The organism is candidate division Zixibacteria bacterium HGW-Zixibacteria-1, assembly GCA_002838945.1.
Lineage (GTDB): Bacteria > Zixibacteria > MSB-5A5 > GN15 > PGXB01 > PGXB01.
The window spans coordinates 63108-79936 of the sequence record PGXB01000014.1 but is presented as its reverse complement, the minus strand read 5'-3'; the positions used below and the strand labels follow the sequence as shown (position 1 = coordinate 79936).

The 16829-nt window shown below is 42.4% G+C and carries 12 protein-coding genes; 5 read left to right on the top strand and 7 right to left on the bottom strand.

Translation table 11 applies throughout. From position 1 onward, the window contains the following. Positions 1 to 47: 47 nt before the first annotated feature. Positions 48 to 227, bottom strand: a complete 180-nt coding sequence (locus CVT49_07470; GenBank protein ID PKK83717.1) for a hypothetical protein — start codon at positions 225 to 227, stop codon at positions 48 to 50. Positions 228 to 365: 138 nt separating this feature from the next. After that, entirely contained in the window at positions 366 to 650 is a 285-nt protein-coding gene (locus CVT49_07465; GenBank protein ID PKK83716.1) for a hypothetical protein, read from the bottom strand. A 738-nt stretch (positions 651 to 1388) separates the two neighbouring features. Between CVT49_07465 and CVT49_07460 the strand changes: the two genes are divergently transcribed. After that, positions 1389 to 2564 (top strand): hypothetical protein, encoded by a 1176-nt coding sequence (locus CVT49_07460; protein PKK83715.1) that lies wholly within the window; start codon positions 1389 to 1391, stop codon positions 2562 to 2564. A 33-nt stretch (positions 2565 to 2597) separates the two neighbouring features. Here the strand turns inward: CVT49_07460 and CVT49_07455 are convergent, their stop codons facing one another. The 5 genes from CVT49_07455 to CVT49_07435 all read right to left on the bottom strand — a co-directional run bounded on the left by CVT49_07455 (position 2598) and on the right by CVT49_07435 (position 9585). Then, a complete protein-coding gene (locus CVT49_07455; protein PKK83714.1) occupies positions 2598 to 3065 on the bottom strand; it encodes a hypothetical protein in 468 nt (155 codons plus the stop codon). 294 nt (positions 3066 to 3359) lie between these two features. Further along, on the bottom strand, positions 3360 to 3563 hold the full coding sequence (locus CVT49_07450; GenBank protein PKK83713.1) for a hypothetical protein: 204 nt from the start codon (positions 3561 to 3563) through the stop codon (positions 3360 to 3362). Positions 3564 to 3704: 141 nt separating this feature from the next. Next, entirely contained in the window at positions 3705 to 4505 is an 801-nt protein-coding gene (locus tag CVT49_07445) for a hypothetical protein (protein PKK83712.1), read from the bottom strand. A 41-nt stretch (positions 4506 to 4546) separates the two neighbouring features. Then, positions 4547 to 5749 carry a hypothetical protein gene (locus CVT49_07440; protein ID PKK83711.1) on the bottom strand — a complete coding sequence of 401 codons (1203 nt, stop codon included), beginning with the start codon at positions 5747 to 5749 and terminating at the stop codon, positions 4547 to 4549. Further along, on the bottom strand, positions 5746 to 9585 hold the full coding sequence (locus CVT49_07435) for a hypothetical protein (GenBank protein ID PKK83710.1): 3840 nt from the start codon (positions 9583 to 9585) through the stop codon (positions 5746 to 5748). The genes CVT49_07440 and CVT49_07435 overlap by 4 nt, the downstream gene beginning before the upstream one ends. Before the next feature lie 635 nt (positions 9586 to 10220). Between CVT49_07435 and CVT49_07430 the strand changes: the two genes are divergently transcribed. From CVT49_07430 to CVT49_07415, 4 genes are all read left to right on the top strand, one after another. Then, positions 10221 to 12704, top strand: coding sequence for a site-specific DNA-methyltransferase (locus CVT49_07430; protein PKK83720.1), 2484 nt, complete (start codon positions 10221 to 10223; stop codon positions 12702 to 12704). Position 12705: 1 nt separating this feature from the next. Next, positions 12706 to 15495 (top strand): type III restriction endonuclease subunit R, encoded by a 2790-nt coding sequence (locus CVT49_07425; protein ID PKK83709.1) that lies wholly within the window; start codon positions 12706 to 12708, stop codon positions 15493 to 15495. A 141-nt stretch (positions 15496 to 15636) separates the two neighbouring features. Beyond that, on the top strand, positions 15637 to 15969 hold the full coding sequence (locus CVT49_07420) for a hypothetical protein (protein PKK83708.1): 333 nt from the start codon (positions 15637 to 15639) through the stop codon (positions 15967 to 15969). Positions 15970 to 15989: 20 nt separating this feature from the next. After that, the gene (locus CVT49_07415; GenBank protein PKK83707.1) at positions 15990 to 16724 is read left to right on the top strand and encodes a hypothetical protein; all 735 of its coding nucleotides are present in this window, start codon (positions 15990 to 15992) and stop codon (positions 16722 to 16724) included. The last annotated feature ends 105 nt before the right edge of the window (positions 16725 to 16829 follow it).

Here is a 16829-nt window from a genome sequence, read left to right as displayed (position 1 = left end):
CAACATCTGAACACCTCCTGTCCTTCGGGACTCAGGATGAGAAAGAATCATAATAATAGTATCCTTTCTCCGTGTCCACTAAATCGGGGGAACTTCAGACATCGTCCGACAACTTGAGGTCCGATCATTGCGTGAATAACTTTTAGTTTAACAAATATAATTGCCAAGATATCCATAATAAGAGTCGCCAATACGCCCATTAAAATCATTTCTACAAAATTAATCATTTCTTTTTCCTTAAAAAAGATGAACGATTGTGAACTTTTGACTTTAATTTATTGTACAGAACTCAATAAGCCAACAAGTTTTCATCAAACGCACAGGAAGCGATAGGCAATATAGTAGCTTCATTCAAAAAAAGGTTACTATAGGGTGCAACTTTTTGTGCCATATTTGTGCCAAATTGAGGTCAAAACAAACAAAAATAGACACAAACAAATAAAACCAAATAAAAACTGGAAATTTATGGGAATCAAGAAGTTATGGCGTAATTTGAAGCGGTTCAAGATGTTATAAAAATCCCACTTTTCGATCCCCCCCACCTCCATGGATTGCGCTGCCAGGGATTGCGGAAACATATCGGCCGCGCCATTTCTCTTCACATTTGAATAGTATTCCGCAAGTTCTGAGCCTGGTGCGAACCCCGCCATTAAAATTCAAGCCTCCCGGAAAAGAAGGCTTTTAAGTTGACGCATTAACTATTATTCGATAATTTAAATAAATGCATAATGAGAAATAGTGGAGAGAGTAGAACTCCGGCCTTGCCAAAACTTTTTGACATTGAGTATTTGGCCGGATTCGCTATTATAAGAAAGTGTTATATAATATTATGCAGGTCTTCAAGGCATTGAAGATCGGCTGTCCCGGAATCAGCGGTGCGGCGGCACCCTTCACGGCAAGACAGTAAATGGCAACCCGAAAGGAGACACTCCATGGGTGACAAAGGCGGAAAAAAAGATAAGGATAAGAGTCAGAAACAGAAGAAAAGCAAAGAGAAACAAAAGGATAAAGAGAAGCAGGATAAGCAACCGAAAAGAACTCCATGAGAGGAATCCGGATTTAAACACTCGCAGACTCCGATTCCGGATAGTGGAACATCATGGCAACATCGAGGCCGACCCGGCCATCCGGCCGACGCCGAATGACTACCCGCTGGCCGTCATTAGATAAAGCGGTTAGAAAATTGAGAAATCTAAGGGCGCTTCAGGATATTCTTTTATTCACCAATATTACTTCTTCTGTGCGGCTCGCCGCGCGGAATCACCTCCGTGGGATAGAACCGGCAATGCGCCAAAGGCTAATAGAGTGATTTCGCCCTGCCTTTGCTTCATCCTGTCTCTCAAACATAGTATTTGACTTCCTGCTAAAAATCGGTTCCTTTCAAGATTATGACGGCTTCAACCAAAGATACAAGACGATTCCGCATGATTGCCAAGACGTTATTCGGCCTGGAGGCAATTCTTGCCGAAGAACTGACGGCCCTGGGGGCGCGGGATGTGAAACCGATGAACCGGTCGGTCGAATTTTACGGCGACAGGAAATTGCTGTATAAAGCCAACCTGTGGTGCCGGACAGCCACCAGAATATTGAAACCGATATTCAATTTCAGGGCCGCCGATGAGAAGGCGCTGTATAATAAAGTCTTCAATATCGACTGGCGGAACTATCTGGGTCTGAATCAGACCTTTGCTATCGATGCCGTGATAACCGAATCCGGGTTTGATAATTCGCTGTACGTGGCCCAGAAAACCAAGGACGCCATTGCCGATCATTTTAGAAAAAAGACCGGGCGGCGGCCGTCGGTGGACCTCAAAAATCCGGACATAAGATTAAATGCCTATATCTATCGTGATGACTGCACAATCGCCCTTGATTCATCGGGGGAACCGCTGTTCAAGCGGGGATACCGCAGTCAAACCGGTGAAGCGCCGTTGAACGAAGTTCTTGCCGCCGGGATCGTATTACAATCCGGATGGGATAAAAAAAGCTCCTTTGTCGATGCTATGTGCGGTTCCGGGACAATTGTTATCGAGGCGGCTCTTCTGGCGCGCAATATCGCCCCCGGATTGACTCGGGATAGATTCGGCTTTATGAACTGGCCCGATTTCGATCGGGATCTGTATAAACAGGTCCAGCATGAAGCACGCAAAGAAATCCTCCCGAAGCTGGGTTTCGAGATGATCGGATCGGACAAGGCTTCGAAGCAGGTCCGGGAAGCGGTCGATAATGCCCGAAGAGCCGGAGTCGGCCGGGATATCGTGTTCAAACAGAGTGCCATTGATGACCTCATGCCGCCATCGCCGCCGGGAGTGCTGGTTATCAATCCGCCGTACGGGGAACGGATGTCGGTTGATGATATCAAGGAATTTTATCATTCGATCGGCGATGCCCTGAAAAAGAGCTTCACCGGCTATGATGCTTATATTTTTACGGGGAACCTGGATGCGGCCAAACATATCGGCCTGAGAACATCGCGGCGGATTGAGATGTATAACGGCCCGATCGAGTGCCGGCTGTTGAAATTCGAGATGTATCAAGGCACCCGCAAGACAAAAGATCAATAGTCATAATCATAAATATATGAGATATCGGGCACACTACTGCGAATCGTACTTCTGAAAATCGGTACGAACGATTGATCCCATAACAATATGGTCATCCGGACTCAGAATGGGACTGATTATGGCATTAAACATCAGTTGATTCAGATTGGGATATTTTCCCTCCCGGCTGCCATCCAGAAAACTTTGCCATATCGATGCCGGATCGAAAACCATGGGCGTCCATTTGCCATCCAGGCCGTACTGCTCCGACTCAATGGCATTGCCGATGACGATGAATCCCATTTTCTCGAACAGTGATATCTGGTGGTCGCGCGAGGTGCAAAACGTGACCGGGTCGTCGCGAAAAATATCAAATAAGTACCTTATGAATTCCATAACCAGGGTCTTGCGGCCTCTCTCTGACCTTTCGACGATAAATCGGCAAACCTGCCTCGGGACGATTCCTTTCTTGCGGTAATCGTTCAGATAGAAGATCTTCTCCATAGCCGTCACGCCGAACATCTGTCGTGACCCGGCAATACATATTGGCTGAAGGCGGCCGTCGATTTCCTCATATCTCAGTCCTGGTAGATACCGTCTTAACTGTCAAGAGCGTAATTGGGATTGAAATTCATTTTTCTTTTCAGGATAGTCCCGGAAGGCCAGGAGCCCTGTGCTCCTGACTATTTTATTCATGTTGCCTATACAATCTCCGACAAGCTGTTCTATTATAATATATGACGGGCGGGAAAGCAAGATTGAGTAATAAATTGGAATTGAATTGGCGTGAATTTTGTACAATAGAATGGCGTCCCTTTATTGAAGAACTTCGAACCTATCTGCGACAAACAGGATAGAATAATCGGCAATTTCGATGTTCTTCATATAAATATGCCTTATCAGATAATAGATTAATCCAGACACTCGCCTTTTCAGGAAATCGCTGTTGTTTAATAAAATGCCGGGAATATCGGCATAAAAAGGCAAAATGCTTATTGATGATGTAATAATGTTCGCCATGAATAGGATTGCCAAAAGCCCCCTTAATCTTGGCATTACTATATTATTGGGGTTAAACAGGTTATATAATGCTTGGTTCTAAACCAAAAAAATCTTCTCGAATTCTAAAATATTCAACTATTGTGTTGTGAAAATGTTTATCTATTTCCCCAATATCCGCTTCCGATCCTCAGGAGTGAGTGGTACTTTTGGCGTGTTTGTGACAAAAAATACATTTCCATATTTGGCATCTACCACCTTTCGGCACCTGTTTCTTTGATAATCTGGAATCCATTCCGCAGAACCACCTATGACAGGGACGATTGGGCCGCACATTGAAATAATCCATACAGGCCGAGGTTCACAACGACCATCAGTATATATTACATATTGACCCAAAATTTCTTTTGCTATCCATGGCTTGGGTGGCCCAGCCAAGGCCGCATCTGTAAAGCTTATTTCAGGTATTACCTCGGGCAAACCCACATATTTTTCACCACGCGAATTAATTTGCTTTTCAGCATCTTCTGCAAGTAATATTGGACACTCTTCCGGCGAACCATTGTCATAATTGCATATTATTTTCAACAAATGACCAGAGGCGGAATCGATATAAACGTCAAAATCTCGATCAAATTTCTGATCTGCAGGCCGACCTTCCTTTGAATTAAGATTTATATTGTGAAAAGCAATGTGCCATACCGCGCGCTTTGTGCCAAATTCGCCCAAAAAAGGCGTTGTGGAATCTTCATGCAAAACCAGTTGAACATCTTCAGCAGAGATTTTACATTCATCTCTATTTGCATAGAAACCTGTCAGGGAAATTGCCTTATCCAATATGGCATTCCTCTCCACAACCTCATTGGCATTCAGATCCTGATTAATATCAGTCGCCTTAGCCTGTTTGCCGGCAACCAATATGACAATCAGGAATATCAAGAATTTAAGATTACGTAATTTCATAGAAATTCTCCTAGTATTATACAAAATTAACTACTCAACGATTAAAAGGAATTAGGATTTATATCCCGAATAATTAACTCAGTTGCAGTTTGTCTTTCTATATGCCATTCAGCCGGATCATCGCTAAATGCTGTATCACCAGGTTCATATTCTATAAATTGTATTGAATTATCTGTAACAGTCCTTAAACTCATTTCTGATAACACACATGGATTATCTAAAGTCCCTGCCATATCGTCTTCATAATGGACTCCAATTTCACTTGCCCATACTACACCAGTTGGCGGTGTCAACCATGCGCTATCTTTCAAAGAGGGCAAGAATCCCAACCCATTGACTGAATAATACCACTCGCCTTCAACAGTATCAACCATACACCAATAAGTCCACTCTTCACCTTCATCTGGTGGATTAATATAATCATAATCACCTTCTTGATCATCATTAAAATAAAAGTCAATTTCTTGACCATACATTTTCATTGTCTCATGGTAGATGGCATGCCAGATATCTGAATCACCAGTAAATTGCGGGTAACATAACCACCCAACGCCAACTTGTCCCCATATGGGAATATCACTCTGCGGATTATGGTAATCCTTGCCCATAGACACCCATGTAAAATTCATTGATAAGGAATCCATATTGTCTGGATATCCACAAGGAACTCCATATCTGGCTTTTATTTTGACGCTTGCTTCAATACAACTTGTTATTCTCTCAAATCTAGTATATTTTCTTTTTTTAAAATCTGGAATCCTTGTGCAATATTCAGTCACCGTCGTATCACTGCCAAAATGAATTTCACCCACATATTTCCTGTATTCGTATTCATCATTATTTGGATAATCGAAAAAATCACATGCATAAATATAGAAACTATATGTGCTTGCTGGGTCAATTTGATATGGAAAATCGGAATAATATAAATTTACAAAGGCATTCGTAAGTGGAGGATAGCCGGAATAGTAATCTTGACTTACAGCCACTATATCATAGGCATTGGTTTTGGCGACAATATAATAATAGGATACATCATTAGAATTTGTGTTATCCGAAAAATTGAATTTGTAGTATTGACCAATTGCATCATTGTGTGGACCGGTAAATGAAATCCCATAAATACCCGGTACACCTAGATTAGGAGGTTTATCCTCGCTCGGGCATTCAAGGCCCATTATTAGAAATAGGGCCATTAGGCCAAATATCGAAAATGCCATCATGTTAATCAATGACTGATTCATTTTACAATCACCACCTTTCTGGTCGATTTGAAGTCTCCGGCCTGGAATTTGGCGAAATAAACCCCACTCCCCAAGTCATTGTTGGACCATGAAATAGAATGATACCCCGCCTCGTAATTTTCATCAATCAGACTCTCGACCTTACGGCCCAGGATGTTGTAAATATTCAATCTTACATGTTCGGCCTGAGGCAGCGCGAATTTGAATGTCGTTGCCGGATTAAAGGGATTAGGGTAGTTCTGATCAAAGGCGAAGCTGATCGGCAGCATTTCATTGTCGGCCGGTTTGGCGTTTGTGATCGAATAATCGGCTTTGTTTATATTGTAGAATCCCTCTACCTTCAGGACGAATTTATAATCAAGCCCGCTCAGATTCGACGGATTATCGAATGACAATGTGATTGTGTCATCCGGATTGTGTTGAGCACGGATATTATCGGAAATGAGAATCTGATCCGCTATACCTCCATTTTGGCTTGATATTGCCGATAATAGCGGGATTCTAATAGGCGGATCGGGATATACTTTCGTATATAAATAGGCCATTTCATCGGCCCGATAAAGATAATTCCATTGATATCTGACTTTTATGGTATCATTGGGGAATCTCAGATTCAGGGCTGGCGCGAAAATCTGCTCAGTTTGATTGGCCAAACCGAAGGAAGAATCGATCAACATCCACTGACCCTCTTGTTCGACATATATGTCCAACCTTGACGGAACGAATTCAACGAAACCTGAGGCAGAAACCTTGACATTATTTGGCACCTCGCCCTTAATGGGGGGATCGGTTACCGTACCGCCGGTATCCGGTCGCGATGTTTCACTCTTGGAATCCTGATCAATAATATAAATAGCATCAATATAACCTGGCTCAGGTGAGTAATATGAATTCATGTCTTTACTGTTGACAAAACGGGTAATGTCCATTCCATTATGATCAACGGCTTGAGCAGGTAGCAGCCTTTGTGTCGTGGCATAAACATTGGAGGCGTTATCAATAACGATATCACCTGTCACCGTCTTATCAACTGCAAATAATTCAATCTGATCAAAGTAACTAATGTCATTTCCGTTTTCAATAATTTGAAAACTATATTGACCGTCCTTAATCTCGGGTGTCACGGATACCTTATGATACTCTGTATAATCCTCTGATTTCTTTTCCGAAGATCCTGATATACCGAGGAGATTGTTTTCCTCAACATACTGATTGTCGACCCAGACATAGAAGAATGGACAGTGGACATTTTCACAAGCTCCAATCGTGGCAAAATAACTGCCATGTATCTGCGTGTCGCAAAATAATGTGTCACAATCGCACACATGAACATATGTCCCGCAGGAATAAGCGCAGTTGTATGGTCTGAAAGAATACACATAGATGTCAATATTGCCTATGCCTTCGGCTTCTTCATATTTGTTGAGGTGAATGATCGATGTCACGTTAGAGTCGACCCAGATATGGTCCTGGCCCAAAAATTGCGATTCAATAAAATAAACGATATTTATATAGAATCCTGTTTCATTATCCGAGTTGTCCTGCCATGTAATGGTCCAGTTGCAGGTTGTCGAGCCAAGGCTGGCCGACACATTACTCGGCGGGGCAGGCATATACTCTGTTATTATAAATGGAAGGCTGGAATCTGATATTGAAGAGAAAAAATCATTATCCCACCTTGCCCTGACCTTGTAACTATAACTCTCACCTGCAATGGCAGTGCTATCTTGATAATATGATTGTGGGACATGCGTGCTGGCTAAATATTCGCCGTTTCTGTAAATATCGTAATAATTCGCTCCGGTCGGGTCGACGGCATCCCAGCTTATAATGGCCATAGGACCTTGTTGGTAGCCACAATCCCGGATTTCAACATCTTGCGGTTGTTCGGGAAAGGCAACATAGAATGAATCTCTGAACAAAGTATCAGTTGTATTCCAAAGTGATTTTAGACGTGTCTCAAAGATATAATATCCATTATGATTAATTGAGGAATCTGGCATGTACCAGTGATGCTTAAGACCGGTGATTTGCCATGGTGAATAATTTTCATAGAGCAGGCTGTCACCAAAATAAAGTCTCGTCCAGGTTTCCGACTCACCGGACTGGAGCCACTGCAGATGAATCCACCCGAAACCACCGGCAGGATTCACATAATAGTCAATATCATTCCATAATACATCACAACCCGGCAGATAACGCCTTATACCTGTTGCGCTTGCAAATTGCTCGGTTATAAAGACATCACCTAAAATGACTGAGGGATTTTCGCAATTAGTACAGAAGCCTTTCGCTATCTGAAGCTTGACAGGATAAAATAGTTCACTATCTGATATTCCCAATGAGCCAAATGTCGCGACAAGATTTAATTCACTATCAAATTTATATATTATAGAATTACGCCTATCTACAACATGGATAAAACCAAAGTTATCAACATTAATTGATGAGAGTTCGGCATTCTCAGGAAAGGAAATATTGGAAAAGATAAAATTATTATCAACTGGATCTGAGGTCGATTGCCCCACAATTCTCTTATTGCCATCGTCCGCTATATAAATTACATGTATATTGCCATTGTCGATATAATTTCTTCCATAGCATATGGATGTGGGTCTATAGATCTGATTAGTACCAGACCCTTGTGAAAAAAACGACCTTATAAGATTTAATGAGTAATCAGGATTCAAATGAAATATATCCACCCTACCGTTGGAGGCATCTAATACAGCGATCTCATTATTTGAAGATGAATCCATGAAGTATGCGGACGCCACATCCGGGACTAAACCATAATCATTCTCAATATAGTTTTTTAATGTAATTTGTTCTTCAATAGAATTAAATTCGAAAATCTGGGCGCGGTTATTATAGCTATCTGCTATGACAATGGCGGATTGAGGAATATAATCCATACCCATGGGATCTCTAAATTGATAAGAACCATCTCCCAGAGAACCCCCAAATATCCATTTTTCTGATATAAGCTCATTACCTATAATTCTTCCCCAATCTTGATCGGAAATAAATATAGTGTTGTGAAGAGGCCAATAGAATTGATAACCATCATAAGTCACATACGTATATAATCCAATAGGCAAGGGGTCAAATGGTCTTCCATAGATCTCATGCCCCCAGATTGCATTACTTACATTTAATGTAAATCTGTGAATAGTAACATATTCATTTGTGTAAAATACTTTGGGCACGAGTAAATTTTTGCTATAGAAGTCGTCTTGCAATAATACCTTTTCCGTGTTATTCTCGATGGAAGAGTTTATGAGACTTGAATAAGATGCATCTCTGGCTTTTTTCACAAAACTATTCAATGATTCCAGAAAGGCAATGGGATCAGTCAATTGTGGGATCTGTCCACCGCTCAACTCAATGAAAATCGTGTCTGCGTTAACAACATTATTAATAAGATAAATTAGTGAAATATTGACGTGATATGAGTCATCCTTTTTCCAAACGCTTTGAGGCTCCAGCAAAATGCTATGCTGGCATTCAATCCCCACCTTAGTATTAAATTCGCTCTGGCTATTATGAAAATAGAGAAGTGTGGCTGCAAACTGATTCTTGCTTACATTGCCCAGAATAGGATTAAGTGATTCAAGGTTAATATAGGATGGATTGTTGATCGCATTAATAAGTGCGTTGATGATAAGCTCTATCCTGTCATTTTGAGAAGCAGTCAGAACCATCGCTTGGTTTTCATCGGTCTGATACCCGAAATCACTGAAAGTATTGTCCGCAATAGCCCTGTTGGTTATAGCCATAAAAACCAGCAGACACAATACGAGGATATGAAATTTGGATCTTCTGATAGCAGCCATAATTCCTCCCAAATAATTATACAATTATGACTTTATTCTGTTGGGGGATTCGAGTTGACAGGTCTTTTGATGAAAACCCAACTTTTAATTTATACTGACTTGACCATTAATAATGACGGAAATTATGCCCGTTTTGTCAAATGGATTTTTGGCCGGAATGTTATTTTTTGTCGACGTGGTGACAGATTTTGACAGTTTTAAGATAATTTTCGTTCTATATTTTGCAACAAATCAAATGAAATAATCCCAATTGACTTTTCTTGACAGGATAGCTATTTTGGGGGATCGGCTGTCGAAGTATTCTATTACAGGAGGGTCTTTTGGCAAGATCAAAACAAATCGTTAAAAAGACCGCGAAAAAACCAGCTTCCGGGAAAACGGCAAAATCCAAGGCCGAGATAGAAGAGGCCAAGGAAATAGCAGCGGGGGCGAAGGCGAAATCAAAAAAGACCGCCATAAAAACATTAAAGCCGAGGACAACGGCAACCCGGCGAACGGTTTCCAAATCCAATAAAAAGCCTATCGAGCAGTATGACCACAAGGGCAAAGAACGGGTCAACAACCCGCCGGTCGGGCTGGTGACAGAGAAAACCGACAAGGATCTCGGTAAAAAGAAATATGCCTATGACCCGCATATTGATCCGGCCCTGCAGTTCGACTGCAAACGATCCGAGATAGAAAATATTATCGACAGCGGCCTGGGGGCCGAGACGGTCGAGGGTGCCAAGGCGGCTCTCAAGGAGCTTAAAAAACGGCAGGAGCCCTATCTGAACTGGGCCGGGAAAGCGGAGCGGACATCATTCGAGGTGCCGACCGTATCGCTTCATGTCCATGAACGAATCGATCCCAAGACAATAATCGAGGCAGTGAAAAAGAAAAACGGCCTTTTCGATCAGCGCGACCTGTTTTTCAGTCAGCCGGGTGAAAATCCACCGCTACGGGATGCCATCGAATTTTATAAGCACAAGCACAACTGGTCCAACCGGCTGATCGCCGGGGATAGTCTTGAAGTGATGAATTCACTGATCGAGAAAGAAGGTTTAGCCGGTCAGGTGCAGATGATCTATATCGATCCGCCTTACGGCGTAAAATACATGTCCAATTTTCAGCCCTTTATTAACCAGAAAAATGTGGCTGACGGTAAAGATCAAGATCTGACACAAGAACCTGAAATGATTAAAGCATTTAGGGATACATGGGAATTGGGAATTCACTCGTATATGTCATATTTACGAGACAGAATATATTTAGCCTCATTATTATTATCCGAAAGCGGTAGTATTTTTATCCAGATATCAAATGAAAATATCCATCATGTGAAAGAAATAATGGATGAAATTTTTGGCGCAAGAAATTTTGCAAACATAATAACATATAGAACAAAATCTCGTCCGCTTGGGACTAAATTATTGGAAACAATGGCAGATCAAATCTTGTGGTATGCAAAAGATGTTAATAATGCAAAATTCAACAGACTATTTGAAAATAAAAATATAGAGGGTAACCCAATTTGGAAGTGGGTGGAATTAGAAAATGGGGATATTAGAAAACTCCCTAATTCTGAATTACATAATCATAAATTATTACCTAAAGGCTCACGTGTTTTTAGAGGTGCTGATTTAAGGCCTGCAGGTTTTAATGCAAATTGTGTTTACGATTTTGAATACAAGGGAAAGACCTATAGCCCACCTGGTAATTCAAGTTGGTTGATATCGGAAGATAGAATGAGGATTCTTGCAAACAAGGGATACCTACTGGAAGGAACGAACACGCTGGAGAGAAAAATATACTTGAACGACTTTCCAATATCCCCTATTAATAACTTATGGCCCGAAACCGTTGGATCAAGTGACAAAATATATGTTGTTCAAACCTCTGAAAAGGTATTGCAACGCTGCCTTTTAATGGCAACCGACCCCGGCGATCTGGTTTTTGATCCAACCTGCGGTTCGGGAACAACCGCCTTTGTCGCTGAGCAATGGGGACGACGATGGATTACCTGCGATACTTCGCGAGTCGCGCTGACTCTGGCAAAACAACGCTTGATGACCTCGCTCTTCGACTATTATGAGCTGGCACACCTGGAAGAAGGTGTCGGCAGTGGTTTTAAGTATAAGACGGTTCCACATATTACACTGAAAAGTATTGCCAATGATGAGCCGCCGGGTGAAGAGACGCTTTATGATCAGCCATATATCGACAATAAGAAAGCCAGGGTGAGCGGACCTTTTACAGTCGAAGCAGTTCCAGCACCTGTGGTCAAACCATTATCCGAAATTACATCGGATCAGCCGGCTGATGATTCGGTGGCGCGGTCTGGCGAGACAGTCCGTCAATCCGACTGGCGGGACGAGTTATTCAAGACCGGGATTCGCGGTAAAGGCGGGCAGAAGATTGAATTCACGCGGATAGAGGCTTTGCCGGGAACCAGAAATCTGCATGCCGACGGGGAAACAAAAGGAGAAAAGGCGGAACGAGTGGTTGTATCATTCGGGCCGGAACATGCCCCGCTTGAGCAAAGACAGGTTGAACTGGCCATAGAGGAAGCCCGCAACTTAGTTCCAAAGCCGAAGATTATTGTCTTTGCGGCCTTTCAGTTTGATCCGGAAGCGGCCAAAGACATCGATGAGACCGATTGGCCGGGCGTAACGCTTCTCAAGGCGCAAATGAACACTGATCTTTTAACCGAAGACCTCAAAAAGCAGCGGTCCAGTAATGAAAGTTTCTGGCTGATCGGTCAGCCCGAAATTATCGTGAGGGAGATCAAGGAAAAAGGCAAGGCATCAAAATATCAGGTCGATCTTCTTGGATTCGATTATTTCAATACCAGAACCGGGACAGTGGAATCGGGCGGGACGGAAAAAATTGCCATGTGGATGCTCGATACCGATTATGACGGAAGAAGTCTATTCCCGCAGCAGGTATTTTTCCCCATGTCCGGGCCAAAGGACGGCTGGGCCAGACTGGCCAGAAACCTTCAGGCAGAAATAGATGAAGAATTAATAGAGCAATATCGCGGGACGACATCATTGCCATTTGAACCCGGAGATTACCGGCGGATTGCTGTCAAGATCGTAGATGATCGCGGAATCGAAAGCCTGGTAATTGAGGACCTTTGATATGCCTCAGTCGAAAATCGATAAACTTATAATAAATTCTCCATACGAAGAGCCCGAACATCATTGGAAATATGATCGGGAGACCCGGCTTTTTTCAAAAGAACCGGGCCGCAGACCGGCTGGGTATGTGGTGGCCACCGAAGGCTCAAAGGCCTTTGACGATCCGGGCCAATTTATAGAAATTGCCGCGGTCAATCAAATCAGACCTCGGATAAAAGCATGGCGGGAATCCGGCTACGTCGGAGTGACTGGAATCACAAGAAAACTGCTGGAGCATTGGTATGATCCCGAGGCAAGAGACCACAGGCGGTTTTTCTTTTGCCAGCTTGAAGCTATCGAAACATTGATCTGGCTGGCTGAAGCGCCAAAATCGCAAACCGTCGGACTGGAAATAAGCACCAACGGTGGTGAGTTTACCAGATTATGTTCAAAGATGGCGACCGGTTCCGGTAAGACAATTGTTATGGCGATGCTAATCGCCTGGCAGGTGTTGAATAAAGTAACTTATCCCCAGAATGCAGGATTTTCCAAGAATTTCTTTGTTGTGGCTCCCGGACTGACCGTTAAGAAGAGGCTGCAGGTATTGATTCCTTCGTCTCCGGGTAATTATTACGATGAATTTAATATTATCCCACCCGGACTAATGGATAAACTTAGACAGGGTAAAATTCTCATACGAAACTGGCATGCCTTAAGCTGGGATACCGAAGAGAGGCTTGCCAAAAAGAAGACTGTCGATAAACGTGGGGCAAAAAGTGATGAGGCGTATGTCCGGGATGTTCTGGGAGATATGGCCAATGCGCGAAATATTATCGTGATAAATGATGAAGCGCACCATGCCTGGCGGGTCCCGGCGGAATCAAAAATTAAGGGAGTCAAGAAAGAGGATATCGAAGCGGCTACGGTCTGGATAAGCGGTCTGGACCGTATTAATGCCGCACGGCAAATATTAAATTGTTATGATTTCTCCGCCACTCCTTTTGCGCCATCCGGGAAGAAAAGCTCGGAGGAGGCTTTATTTACTTGGATAGTAAGTGACTTTGGCCTGAATGATGCGATTGAATCAGGCCTGGTGAAGACACCACGAGTTGTTATCAGAGATGATGGCGAAATGGATGTCAAATCCTACAAATCAAAGCTATATCATATTTATGTGCATGTAAAAGATGATCTTAACAGGAAGGCTGAAGAGCATGAACCGTTGCCGGACCTGGTGACAAATGCATATTATTTGCTTGCAAAGGACTGGCTGGAGACTTTGAAGAACTGGCAGAAGGCGGGACACAAAATCCCACCGGTCATGATAACGGTGGCCAATAGAACTGAGACCGCCGCGCGTGTAAAGTATGCTTTCGATCATAAACGAATTCGAATCGATGAACTTTGCGATCCCACCAAGATTTTGCATATTGATTCGAAAGTCTTGGATGAAGCCGAATCGCAAGAAGAACTGCCTGTATTGAATAATGATGATATCGAATCAGGAGAAGAAGACCAGCCTGAAAGGAAATTGACCAAGAAAGAACTGGCCGAATTACTGAGGCAGACAGTTGATACGGTCGGTAAGATTGGTAAACCGGGTGAACATGTCCAGAAGGTTATTTCTGTCGGCATGTTGTCCGAGGGTTGGGATGCCAAAACTGTCACACATATTATGGGCCTGCGGGCATTCTCAAGCCAGTTATTATGTGAACAGGTCGTGGGACGAGGATTAAGAAGAACCAGCTATGATATTAATAAAGAAACAGGTCTGTTCGAGGCCGAATACGTTAATATATTCGGTGTTCCATTTACATTCCTGCCCCATGAATCAAAAGACGGCCCGCCGCCGCCGCCATCACCGCCTAAGACAAGGATTGAGGCTGTGATAGAAAAGCAGGCATTTGAGATTAGCTGGCCAAATATTATTCGAATTGACCATGTTTTTAGACCAACTCTTTCATTGGATATATCGGCAGTAAATTCCCTGGGGCTCAATGCTTATGAGACCAGGACTCTGGCTGATCTGGCTCCAGTGGTCGAAGGCAAACCCGATGTAACCAGGATTGCTGAAATCGATCTGGCTGACTTGGCCAAGCGTTATCGAATGCAAAAGATTATTTTTGAAACTGCCAGAGATGTTTATGAACAGATGAAGCCCGATAAATGGAGAGGCAATAAAGAATATCTACTTGCACAGGTGATTGGAATTGTTGAACAGTTTATAAGATCGGAAAAGGTTAAGATATTTCCGCCAATTTTCTGGCAACATGAAGATAAGAAGCGGATCTTGCTGACCTTGAATATGAACAAGATTGTCCAGCACATTTGGGAAAATATTATTTTCAACAATACCGAATCCTTGACTGTGGTTTTTGATAATGAAAAGCCAATTAAATCAACCGGCGATATGCCAACCTGGTTCACCGGCAAACCATGCGAATATGCCAAAAGATCACATATAAATCACTGTGTTTACGATAGCACATGGGAAGCTTCAGAAGCTTATGAATTGGACAGGAACAAACATGTGGACGCCTGGGTAAAGAATGACCATTTGGGATTTGAGATACTATATTTATTCGATGGGATGGTCCGAAAATACCGCCCGGATTTTATTATAAGGTTAAGAAACGGCGCCCATTTGGTTCTGGAAGTCAAAGGGGTTGACAGCCAGCAGAACAAGACAAAGCGCGCTTTTCTAGATGAATGGATCCGGGCTGTAAATGCCCATGGCGGATTTGGCACCTGGAAGTGGGCAGTTTCTTATAATCCGAGGGATGTAGAAGCCATCTTGGATTCAATTTTATAAAATAAAAAATCAAAAATATTTATCAGCAAAAGTTAAGACATTGAACTATAATGTCTTAATAAGGGTATATATTTTTTACTTTTTTGTTGACATAATTAACTAAATATACTAAATTCACTTAAAGTGCGAGAGGAGGATGAGATGAACCCGTTGGAGAAGGGCAGTAAGCGCTTTGGGGAATTGATCCAAGCCCTAAGGCAAGAAAAAGGATGGACTGTGAAAGAGTTCATAGGGAAATTAAAATCAAGGTGGGATATTAAGATATCGCCAGCCTATATAACACGAGTCGAGCAGTATGGTGAAATTCCCAGCCCTGAATTTATTTGTGCGATAGCAGACATCTTTGGTTATGATTTGAACAAACTTTTGAGTTGCGCCAGACAAGAAAAACTTGTTAAATTTAACAAAACGTTGGAAGAAAAGTACCAAAAAGCAGCCGGATTATTCCGACAGGGAAAGGTAGAAAAAAAGTAACAAATTTGGGGTAAACCCTTATGAATTTGAGGGGATTTTATAAGGATTCGATTAAAGCCCTTACCTTGGATATCATTCAGGAGTATATCCGGGAAATGGGCTGGACAAAACTCGAAGAAGTCATTATCGATCTTCGGGAAGTCTATGAGACCGTTATTTACCCCAGATTTGAATGTCAGCTAATAACAGATATTAATCTTGGCGAATTTGAAGATAGGAAGATTCTTGGTAAATTTATAGGCAAGGACAGGGTCGTATTGGTCGATAAATCAATCTCGCCGCCCGCAAGGGATGCGAGATTTACTTTTACACTTGGCCATGAATTCGGCCATGCGGCTTTGCATCCCGGGGGAAATAGGTTATTTAGATGTAGTTCCAGGGAGATATTTTCGAGCAACAAAGAAAAAACCATGGAGATTCAGGCGAATCTTTTCGCCGAGAATCTGATCATGCCGGATAGACTTGTTTATCAGAAGTATTATTTGTGTTACCAGACAGGAAGACCATTCAGATATACCGGGCCCGGAGAATATTTTATTTATGCATATGGTATTGATAGGAAAATCAAGATATACTCCTATACTGATCTTTGCAGAATTTTGGCAGGAGATTTGGTCATGCGTTTTTCAAATATTTCAAAGGAAAGCTTGGGGCTAAAATTACATAAACTTGGATTAATAGCTAATTGCACCATGGAGAAATATGACATGAGCTTCATGAGACCTCAAAAAGGTCCTTTTAAGACAGTAGCATAATTTTTTTATGCTGTAAGTTAACTGAATTTAGTTAAACGGGTAAATGGTTGACAGAGAATAACAAAAACAAGATGGCCAGTCTGACTCAATTGATTGAACAGACAT

What these genes read in the sequence shown, in the direction of transcription:
- CVT49_07470 (PKK83717.1), bottom strand. Translation starts at nt 227, where the DNA reads ATGATTAATTTTGTAGAAATGATTTTAATGGGCGTATTGGCGACTCTT.
- CVT49_07465 (PKK83716.1), bottom strand. Translation starts at nt 650, where the DNA reads ATGGCGGGGTTCGCACCAGGCTCAGAACTTGCGGAATACTATTCAAAT.
- CVT49_07460 (PKK83715.1), top strand. Translation starts at nt 1,389, where the DNA reads ATGACGGCTTCAACCAAAGATACAAGACGATTCCGCATGATTGCCAAG.
- CVT49_07455 (PKK83714.1), bottom strand. Translation starts at nt 3,065, where the DNA reads ATGTTCGGCGTGACGGCTATGGAGAAGATCTTCTATCTGAACGATTAC.
- CVT49_07450 (PKK83713.1), bottom strand. Translation starts at nt 3,563, where the DNA reads ATGGCGAACATTATTACATCATCAATAAGCATTTTGCCTTTTTATGCC.
- CVT49_07445 (PKK83712.1), bottom strand. Translation starts at nt 4,505, where the DNA reads ATGAAATTACGTAATCTTAAATTCTTGATATTCCTGATTGTCATATTG.
- CVT49_07440 (PKK83711.1), bottom strand. Translation starts at nt 5,749, where the DNA reads ATGAATCAGTCATTGATTAACATGATGGCATTTTCGATATTTGGCCTA.
- CVT49_07435 (PKK83710.1), bottom strand. Translation starts at nt 9,585, where the DNA reads ATGGCTGCTATCAGAAGATCCAAATTTCATATCCTCGTATTGTGTCTG.
- CVT49_07425 (PKK83709.1), top strand. Translation starts at nt 12,706, where the DNA reads ATGCCTCAGTCGAAAATCGATAAACTTATAATAAATTCTCCATACGAA.
- CVT49_07420 (PKK83708.1), top strand. Translation starts at nt 15,637, where the DNA reads ATGAACCCGTTGGAGAAGGGCAGTAAGCGCTTTGGGGAATTGATCCAA.
- CVT49_07415 (PKK83707.1), top strand. Translation starts at nt 15,990, where the DNA reads ATGAATTTGAGGGGATTTTATAAGGATTCGATTAAAGCCCTTACCTTG.